Raw genomic sequence first — 6,990 nt, forward strand, 5'->3', positions numbered from 1 at the left:
AAGATCGCCGCGGTTGCAAGATGATAACGAACGCCTTCGCGGGGGCGGAGGCGCGTTCGCGGGTCGTATCTTCAAGATCACCAGGCTTCGGAATGGCGTCGGCCTCGGAACGGCGTTGCTGCTCCCCGCACCGGAGGTTTGATGTGTGGACCGAGAAATGCGTCCGCGAATTCGCTCACATCGAAGAGGTGGCCCGGGCCGGCGGGCGGGTGGTGACGCTCTTCAGCGGCGGGCTGGACAGCTTCTACCTGCTGTGGCGGCTCAGCCGACATCCTGACCTGGAGGTTCACGCGCTGTCGGTGGGGCTGGGCGGCGACGCCGAGTACGACGACAGCGCCGGCGGCCTGGCGCGGCTCGGCGTCCGGCACGTCCTGGCCGACCGCGCGGCGGTCTTCGCCGACGAGTTCGTGGCCCCCGCCATCGCCGCCCAGGCGGTTTATCTCGGAATGCATCCGGTGAGCTCCTCCTTGAGTCGTCCGCTGCTCGCCCGCGTGGCGGTGGAACTCGCCGAAGAAGTCGGCGCGCAATTGGTGCTGCACACCGCCAACAGGTCGCAGAACAGCCTGCGGAGGCTGAACACCTCCATTGCCGCCCTCGGTTTCGACGGGTATTTCGGAAGCCCGTACGAACTCGACGCGATCGGCCGTGACGAAAAGCAGGCGGCATTGAAGAAGGCCGGTTTTCCGGATTTCGCCAACCGTTCGCACAGCGGGGACTCCAACCTGTGGTGCCGGGAGTTCGAGTCCGGCCTGCTGGACGACCCCGAGTGGTTCCCCGTCCCCGAGGACCTCTACACCTGGACGGCCGCCGTCCCGCCCGACCGCCCGGACAGGATCGCCATCGACTTCGAGGCCGGACGTCCGGTGGCCGTGGACGGCGAACCCCTGGAGCTGCCCGCGCTGATCGGCGCCCTCAACGTCCGCGCCGGCCGCTTCGGCCTCGGCCGCTACTCGGGCCTGGAGCACATCGACGGCGGCGAGAAGGTCCTCGAGGTGCGGGAGATGCCCGCCGCCTGCCTGCTCCTGCACGCCTACCGGCAGCTGGAGGGCGCCACCGTGCCCGCCGAGACCATGCGGGAGAAGCTGTCCGTCGAACAGCTCTGGACGCGGGAGGCGCTGGAGGGACGCTGGTTCGGCTCGCTCCGCCGGGCCGCGCAGGCGTTCGTCGCGACCGTCGCCGAGCGCGTGACCGGCCGGATCACCTACCGCCTGGACCGGACCGGCATGGCGGTGCTCGCCGTCGAGGCCCGCAACGCCCTCTACCTCCGCGACCGCGACGCGTGGGAACGTGCCACGGCCCGGTCGTCCGTCCACTTCGCCACCGACTGACCGGCCGCGCGCCCCGGCGGTGGCGGCACTACGCGGAACACAGCGCGGGGACGCGCAGAGGAGCCGAACGACTGACCACGGGTCCGGAGCACCATCGTCTCCGGACGGACGAGGAGGCGCGGATGTCCGACGAATACCGCCGGCGCGGCTGGTGGCGGGACGAGACCTTCCTGGACGACCTGCGGCGGCACATCCGCGAACAGCCCGGCAAACCCGCCGTCATCGCCCGCCGGATCGGGTCGGGGGCGACCCGCACGCTCGACTACGCCGAACTCGGCCTGCTGACCGACCGCTGCGCCGCCGCCCTGGTCGAGCTCGGCGTCCGTCCCGGAGACACCGTCGCCGTCCAGCTCACCAACGGCTGGGAGCTGACCGTCCTCGCCCTGGGGTGCCTGCGCGCGGGCGCCCGGATCTGCCCGCTCCTCCCGGTCTACCGGGAGCGTGAGCTGCGGGCCTACCTCGGCCTGACCGAGGCCAGAGTGTTCGTCACCCTCGCCGAGTTCGAGGGCGAGGCGCGCGGTGAGCTCGGCCTCCGCCTCGCCGCCGAACTGCCGTCCCTGGAACACGTCGTGGTCTCGGGCGGGACGAGACCCGCCGGCGCCCTCGACCTCCACGCGTTCTTCTTCGAGACGCCCCGGGACACGCCCCTCCCCGAGCACGGACTCGGACCGGACGAGCCGTACCTGACCCTCTTCACCTCCGGCACCACCGGCGAGCCGAAAGGCGTGCTGCACAGCCAGAACACCCTCTACGCGCCGATCCGCGGCGAGGCCGGGGTGTTCGACCTGGGCGCCGAGGACGTCGTGACGATGATCGCCGCGTACACGCACTACACGGGCTTCGTGCGCGGAATGCTCCTGCCGCTCGTCCTCGGCGCGACCGCCGTCTTCCAGGACTCCACCGACGGCGCGGCCATGGCGGACCTCCTGGCCGAGCACCGCGTCACCTACCTCTACACCCCGCCGCACTTCCTGCGCCCCCTCGTGGACGCCCAGCGCGCCGAGCCGCGCGACCTCACCGCCCTGCGCTGGGTGGTCAGCGGTTCCGCCGCGATCCCGACCCGGCTCGTCCACGAGGTCGGCGAAGTGCTCGGCCGCCGCCTGTTCTCCCTGTGGGGCATGTCCGAGAACGGCGCGGTGACCATCACCCGTCCGGACGACCCGGTGGACTGGGCCGCGCACAGCGACGGCAGCCCGATCGCCGACATGGAGTTCCGCATCGACCCGCGTCCCGGGCAGCCGGAGGAGGCCGGCGTCCTCTGGGTGCGCGGCCCCACCCAGTGCCTCGGCTACCTGCGCCAGGACGAGCTGTACGCGTCCTTCTGCGACGGCGACGGCTGGTTCGACACCGGCGACCTGGCCCGCCACGACGGCAGGGGCGGCATCCGCATCACCGGCCGCGCCAAGGACACCGTCTTCCGCAACGGCTTCTTCGTCCCGACCACCGAGATGGAGGAGATCCTCACGGCGCACCCCGCCGTCGAGGAGGCGGCGGTGATCGGCCTCCCGGTGCTGGGCGGCGCCGACCAGATGATCTGCGCGGTGGTCCGTCCCGCGCCCGGCGCCGCCGTCACCCTGGACGAGGTGCGGGCGCTTCTCCGGGACGCGGGAATGTCGGCCTTCTTCTGGCCGGAGCGGCTGGAGCCGGTCGACGTCCTTCCCCGAGCCCCCGCCACCGGCAAGGTCCGCAAGGTGGAACTCCAAGCCCGCTTCACCTGACATGAATCGGCTCCTGAGAAGCGATTCTCAGAAGCCGTTCGGAACGACTCTCAGGCGTGCTGGGGCACCTCGTCCTTCAGCGTCCCGCGAATCTGCTCACGCAGTTCCGGGCTGTCGGTGTGCCCGTGCACGGACGCCGCGTGTTCGGCGGCGGCCCGCACTACTTCGTCTTCTTCGCCTGAGATGGCCAACGTGCAGTTGGTCTCGCTCGGGAAGTCCCTGCAATCCGCTACCTTGCGCATGTCTCCCTTCCCTCTCCATCGGCAGGCCGACGGTGTCGGTACCGCGCCGACCCCGGTGCGGGAAGGTCCGGCCGCTCCGCCGGATCGTCTCCCCGGGGCCGGTCACACCTCCCAGACTAAAACTGCTGCTCAGAGGGGTCAAGAGAGACATCGCCAGGCGCGTTCCGGCCACTTTGGGGAGTCGTTCGATCGCACTCGGTAAGGCTTCGTGAGTGGGCTTTCGTCGGAGCCTCCGAGGCGTCATCGACCATGTCTGAAAAGGCTCCGCGTGTCTAGACTCGGAAAAATGACGCCACCGCCGCAGCAGCCCCCGCTGCCCGAGGAAAAGCCGTCCGACTCCGGCCCTTACGGCGGCCGGCAGGTCCCACCCCCGAGTCGGGACGCTTCCCAAGGCCAAGGCGCCTATGGGCAGAACGGATGGGGTCAGCCTCCCGGAGCGCCATACCTGCAGGGCCGACAGCAGCAGCCCCAGCCGCCGAATATGTACGGTCCGCAGGTGCCCTACGGCCCCTATGGCGGGCCGCCCGTTGCGGCTCGCAGTACGCCGAACGGAATGGCGATCGTCGCGCTCCTCGCCGGTGGCTTCGGGCTTTTCTGCTGCTTCGCGGCGGTCGTCCTCAGCATCATCGGCTTCATGGGGATATTCGGCCTCATCTCCGCGCTGTCGGCGATCGTGTTCGGGCATCTCGCGCTGCACCGCGTCAAGCGGACCGGCGAGCCCGGACGCGGCATGAGCATCGGCGGCCTCGTCATGGGCTACATCGGCACGGTCGCCTGGGTCGGGATGCTGATCATCATCATCGTGCTCGTCAGCCGCCACTCCGGGGCCTGACGCCCCACCGGCATGACCGGACGTGTGAGGAGCGCGGTGGGGTACCGCAGTGCCGCGCCCCGCACACCCGGGCCGGCGGCGTGGGTGTCGCTCACGCTGACGCTGACGGGCGCATACCGCCTCCTCGGCGGACGGCTCGGAGAGCTGGACGGTCCCGTGCTCAGGCTGCCCGACGTGTTCGGCCCCTCGGCGGCGGTGCTCGCCGAACGCGTCGGCGAGGCCCCGGACCCGCGCGTCCGCGTCGGCAGGAACGCCAGGCGTTTCCGGAACTTCCTCCTCATACCGCTCGTCATCTTCTGCAGGAGGGATGCCCTTCGACTGCGCTTGGCGGCCACTCGTCAGCGGTGGTCCCAGTCCCGTGCGGGACGCGCGAACGGAGGAATCGATGATCGTTGGTCTCATGACCGCCCTGTCCGCGTCGGCCTGCTACGGGGTCGGGTCGGTCCTGCAGGCCATGGGATCCCGCCGGGCGAGCCGCGCCGAGGCCGCAGCCGGGTCCACGACCGCCACCACCCTGCACGGCGGCCCCAGCCTCTCCTCCACCGCGAAGGCCGCCGTTACCTGGGAGTTCATGGTGGGCACCGTGCTCGACTTCGTCGGGTTCGGGCTCGGGGCGCTGGCCGCGAGGCTGCTGCCGCTGTTCCTCTCGCAGACCGTGATCAGCGCCAACCTGGTGATCACCGCGGTGCTGGGCATCAGGCTGCTGGGCGTGCGGCTCGGCCGGGCGGAGTGGTCCTCGATCGCCGTGGTCTGCGCGGCCCTGGTGCTGCTGGCCGGCGCCGCGGGTCCCGAGGGCGGCGGCGACACCCCGCTGTCCACCCACTGGTGGCTGCTGGCGGCTTCGGTGCTGCTGATCGGCGGCGGCACCCTGGCGGTGCGCTGGATGGGAGGGAAGGCCGCGATCCTGGCCGGTCTGCTGTCCGGCCTGGGATTCGGCGTGGTGGGCATCGGCGTGCGGGTGCTGAACGGCGCGGACCCGCTCGCCCCCGGCGCGCTGCTGACCGACCCCGCCCTCTACGCCATCCTGGTCGGCGGCATCGGCGGAATGTACCTCCACACCGTCGCCCTGCAGATCGGTTCGATCAACGGCGCCACGGCGGCGCTGGTCGTGGGGGAGACCGTGGTCCCCGGCGCCCTCGGCGTCGTCTGGCTGGGCGACGCCTCACGTCCGGGCTACGCCTGGGTGGCGGTCATCGGCTTCCTGCTGGCGGTGGTGGGCGCCGTCGCGGTCGCGTGGTACGGCGAGCCGCCCGAGGGCGCCCACGCCACCGAGCGCCACGCGGAGGAACTCCCCGCCTCCGGCTGACCACGCCCACGCGCAACCTCGAATGGCAACGGGACCCCAGCGGATGAAACAAAAACCGCTGGACCTCTGCACGCGCTGAAACGCCCTTCCCCATTGGCCTGGACGGGACTCGCGGCCACCTGCCGCCCCTGACTTGGACACGCGGTGATGTTTGGGACGCCTGGTGAGCGGTAGCCCAACATCGCCCTTCAAGCCTGGGAGCACGCACCGGCTGCCCGTTCGCACATTGGAGGCAGAGCCATTCTCGCCGCGATCCTCATCCCACCGGCAGGTCTCGTTCTTCTCATCGGCATGCAGTGGTTGGAAACGGCCCTCCTGCCGACCTCGCGCCCCGGTCTTTCCGGTTCCCGCGCCGATCCCTCCGTGGCCTCGATCGCCGACAGGCGCCAGGCCGACCAAGCCGGCCAGGCCGTTCGGGCCGACCGGGAAGATCGGGCCGACCAGGGCGACCGTCCGGCCCGCTCCGGCTCCGGCGGCAGGACGGCCGTGCCGGTGCGACGCGAGGTCCTGGTCCTCGCCGGAAGCGGCCGCACCGCGGGCGGTCGGACGGCCAAGGACCGGGTGGGCCCGCGCAGCGCCGCCGCCTGACCACGGCCTTGCCAAACCCGGGGACTGGAGCCGTTTAGCCCGGTGGTGGGGGGAACGGATTCCGAAAGTACGGCCTGACCCGGTTGGAAACCGGACGAGGGGGAGGTGACGGGGTCATGGACACGACACGAACGTCGGGTTCGGAACCATCGGTGGGAGAACTCGTCAAGCAGGCGAGTCAGCAGATTCCGGAGCTCGTCCGCGCGGAAATGCGCCTGGCCGTGGCGGAGATGAAGGAGAAGGGCCGCCACGCCGGACGCGGCGCGGGACTGTTCGGCGGCGCCGGACTGGTGGCGCTCTACGGGGTGGGGGCACTGCTCGCGGCGGTCATCGCGGCGCTGGCGCTGGTGCTGCCCGTGTGGGCCTCGGCCCTGATCGTCGGGGCGGTCCTGCTGGCCGCGGCGGCGGCGCTGGCGCTGGTGGGTCGCTCCCAGGTCGGGCAGGCGGAGCCGCCGCTGCCCGAGCAGGCGATCGAGTCCACCCGCCAGGACATCAACGAGATCAAGACGAGGGCGCACCGATGACCATCGACCCGACCGGCACCGAGAACACGACCGACAAGACCGCCGCGCACACCGGCGACGTCGCCGAGCTGCGCGAGCAGGTCGAGCACCAGCGCGAGAAGGTGGGCGAGACGGTCGAGGCCCTGGCGGCGAAGACCGATGTCACCACCCGGGCGAAGCAGACCGCCGAACAGCTCCGGGACAAGGCGGTCGCCTCGGCGCACGACGCCGCCCACGTCGCGAAGGACAAGGCCGGGCACGCCGGACGGCAGGTCCAGGACAGGACCCGCCACATCGCCGAGCGGGCCAGGCAGAGCAGCGGCGAGCCGCAGGCGCAGCCGGGAGCGCGGCGCCGCACCGGGGCCATCGTGGCCGCCGGGGCCGCGGGCGGGCTCGCGCTGTGGCTCTGGCGCCGCCGCCGGAACGCTCAGCCGCCGACCCGGCGGCAGAAACTGGCCGCCGCGCAGCAGACC

Annotated in this window: 8 protein-coding genes; 7 read left to right on the forward strand and 1 reads right to left on the reverse strand. The window is 71.5% G+C overall.

Going from position 1 to position 6,990, the window contains the following annotated elements:
• Positions 1-92 precede the first annotated feature (92 nt).
• The gene (locus DZF91_RS21655; protein ID WP_117359277.1) at positions 93-1,328 is read left to right on the forward strand and encodes an argininosuccinate synthase-related protein; all 1,236 of its coding nucleotides are present in this window, start codon (positions 93-95) and stop codon (positions 1,326-1,328) included.
• A 122-nt stretch (positions 1,329-1,450) separates the two neighbouring features.
• Entirely contained in the window at positions 1,451-3,046 is a 1,596-nt protein-coding gene (locus tag DZF91_RS21660; protein WP_117359278.1) for an AMP-binding protein, read from the forward strand.
• Positions 3,047-3,096: 50 nt separating this feature from the next.
• On the opposite strand, the gene DZF91_RS21665 is transcribed toward DZF91_RS21660, so the two are convergent.
• Positions 3,097-3,288, reverse strand: a complete 192-nt coding sequence (locus tag DZF91_RS21665) for a DUF1059 domain-containing protein (protein ID WP_117359279.1) — start codon at positions 3,286-3,288, stop codon at positions 3,097-3,099.
• A gap of 553 nt (positions 3,289-3,841) precedes the next feature.
• On the opposite strand from DZF91_RS21665, the gene DZF91_RS39965 reads away from it, so the two are divergent.
• The 5 genes from DZF91_RS39965 to DZF91_RS21690 form a co-directional block, all read left to right on the forward strand.
• Positions 3,842-4,120, forward strand: coding sequence for a DUF4190 domain-containing protein (locus DZF91_RS39965; RefSeq protein ID WP_158588005.1), 279 nt, complete (start codon positions 3,842-3,844; stop codon positions 4,118-4,120).
• Positions 4,121-4,505: 385 nt separating this feature from the next.
• Positions 4,506-5,426 carry a DMT family protein gene (locus DZF91_RS21675; protein ID WP_117359281.1) on the forward strand — a complete coding sequence of 307 codons (921 nt, stop codon included), beginning with the start codon at positions 4,506-4,508 and terminating at the stop codon, positions 5,424-5,426.
• A gap of 291 nt (positions 5,427-5,717) precedes the next feature.
• Positions 5,718-6,014 (forward strand): hypothetical protein, encoded by a 297-nt coding sequence (locus tag DZF91_RS21680; RefSeq protein ID WP_147341252.1) that lies wholly within the window; start codon positions 5,718-5,720, stop codon positions 6,012-6,014.
• Between the two features lie 152 nt (positions 6,015-6,166).
• Positions 6,167-6,538, forward strand: a complete 372-nt coding sequence (locus DZF91_RS21685; RefSeq protein ID WP_117359283.1) for a phage holin family protein — start codon at positions 6,167-6,169, stop codon at positions 6,536-6,538.
• On the forward strand, positions 6,535-6,990 hold a 456-nt coding region (locus tag DZF91_RS21690; protein WP_147341253.1), incomplete at its 3' end, for a DUF3618 domain-containing protein. The genes DZF91_RS21685 and DZF91_RS21690, both read left to right, overlap by 4 nt.

Origin of the sequence: Actinomadura logoneensis, from assembly GCF_003428695.1 — a bacterium.
Classification (GTDB): Bacteria; Actinomycetota; Actinomycetes; order Streptosporangiales; family Streptosporangiaceae; genus Spirillospora; species Spirillospora logoneensis.